The following is a 1,511-nucleotide window of genomic DNA, read 5'->3' on the forward strand; positions in this document are numbered from 1 at the left end:
AGTGCTCCAAGCTTCAAAGTTAAGATCGTCAAAGAAGATGGCAGTGCTGTTGAAGAGCAAAGTTATGATGATGTTGCCAAAGCGTTTGCTGGTGTAGGGGCTTCATTCACGAATATTCACAAAGAGCTTCAGAATGAGATTAATAAAGTTGTAGGAGATAGTCTTGTTAAGCAGGATGATGCTACGAAGGTAATCAAGATAGGTGATGAAAAAGAGGGTAGTGCAATCACAATTTCAAACATGAATGGTGATGCACGTAGTCTCTCTGGCGTGAAAGCTGGAACACTTTCTGAAGGCTCGACGGAAGCAGTGAATGGTTCTCAGCTTTATTCCTTGAATCAGACGCTGGCGATGTATTTAGGAGGAGGAGCTAGCTATGAAGGTGGCGAATGGAGTGCTCCAAGTTTCAAAGTTAAGATCGTCAAAGAAGATGGTAGTGCCGTTGAAGAGCAGAGCTATGATGATGTTGCGTCTGCCTTTGCTGGTGTTGGTGATTCATTCACGAATATTCATAAAGAGCTTCAGAATGAGATTAATAAAGTTGTAGGAGATAGTCTTGTTAAGCAGGATGATGCTACGAAGGTAATCAAGATAGGTGGTGAAAAAGAGGGTAGTGCAATCACAATTGCAAACATGAATGGTGATACACGTAGTCTCTCTGGCGTGAAAGCTGGAACACTTTCTGAAGGCTCGACGGAAGCGGTGAATGGTTCTCAGCTTTATTCCTTGCATCAGACGCTAGCGATGTATTTAGGAGGGGGAGCTAGCTATGAAGGTGGCGAATGGAGGGCTCCGGAATTCAAGGTTGCGCAATTCAATTCTGATGGTAGTTCGTCAGAAAAGCAGATCTATCATGATGTAGCAGGAGCTTTTGATGGTGTCAGTGACGGTATGACGAGTATCAACGAGCGTATTCATGATGTTGAGAAGAATGTGGCGAGCAATGGTTTGAATTGGAATGAAAAAGAAGGTGCGTATGATGCGAAGCATGATGGTAAGTCGAGTAAGATTACGAATGTATTGGATGGTAAGATAGAAGAAGGCTCGCAAGAAGTTGTTAATGGTGGTCAGCTTTGGAGCACGAATGAGAGGGTAAAAGAGGTTGAAGACAAAGTAGATACGATAGATCAACATGTGAAAGATATTGAAGTAGCTGTAACAGATGGCGTTGTTAACTATGATAAAGATAGTGATGGGAAAAAGACCAATAGTATTACGTTAGTAGGAGGCAATGACAGCGAACCTGTTATGATAGACAATGTAGCGGCAGGCAAGATTGAAACAGGTTCTCAGCAAGCTGTTAATGGTGGTCAGTTACATGATTATACTGAAGAGCAGATGAAGATAGTTCTTGAAGATGCCAATAAGTATACGGATGAGAAAGTTAGTGGTCTTGTCAATGATGGTGTAAACGAGTCGAAATCCTATACGGATATGAAGTTTGAGACATTGAATTATGCTATTCAGGATGTTCGGAAAGAAGCAAGACAAGCTGCTGCTATTGGTCTAGC

The 1,511-nt window shown here is 42.2% G+C and carries 1 pseudogene; it reads left to right on the forward strand.

The features are described from left to right. Nucleotides 1–1,511: pseudogene (locus tag ACFINW_RS09885) on the forward strand (hypothetical protein); the annotation flags it as partial.

The sequence above is a fragment of the Bartonella sp. AA18HLJMS genome (genome assembly GCF_042197245.1).
GTDB lineage: Bacteria > Pseudomonadota > Alphaproteobacteria > Rhizobiales > Rhizobiaceae > Bartonella.